The following is a 345-nucleotide window of genomic DNA, read 5'->3' as shown; positions in this document are numbered from 1 at the left end:
GCCGTGGTGCTGGCTCACGAGGAAGGACTGGACAAACGGCTGGTGGCGTATGTGGCGGCGGACGTGGAAGAAGGGCTGGTGAATAACTTACGTGAGCGCCTGAGTCAAGTTTTGCCGGAGTATATGGTGCCGGCGGCGGTGGTGCGCCTGGACCGCTTCCCGCTAACCCCGAACGGCAAACTGGATCGCCGGGCGCTGTCAGTGCCCGGGGAGGACGCCTTTGCCCGCCAGCGTTATGCAGCCCCGCAGGGCGCCACCGAAACCACCCTGGCGGCGGTCTGGCGTGAGTTACTGGGTATCGAAAAAATCAGCCGGCATGACAATTTCTTTGCCCTGGGCGGGCAT

1 protein-coding gene is annotated in these 345 nt (G+C 63.5%); it reads left to right on the top strand.

Annotated elements, in window-relative coordinates:
* Nucleotides 1-345: AMP-binding enzyme (locus tag C5470_RS22300; protein WP_166291962.1), on the top strand; the 345-nt coding region annotated here is incomplete at both ends.

It is taken from the genome of Photorhabdus stackebrandtii, from assembly GCF_011189495.1.
GTDB classification, from domain to species: domain Bacteria; phylum Pseudomonadota; class Gammaproteobacteria; order Enterobacterales; family Enterobacteriaceae; genus Photorhabdus; species Photorhabdus khanii.
The sequence above is the reverse complement of the archived record's forward strand: the minus strand, read 5'-3'. Positions and strand labels throughout refer to the sequence as shown.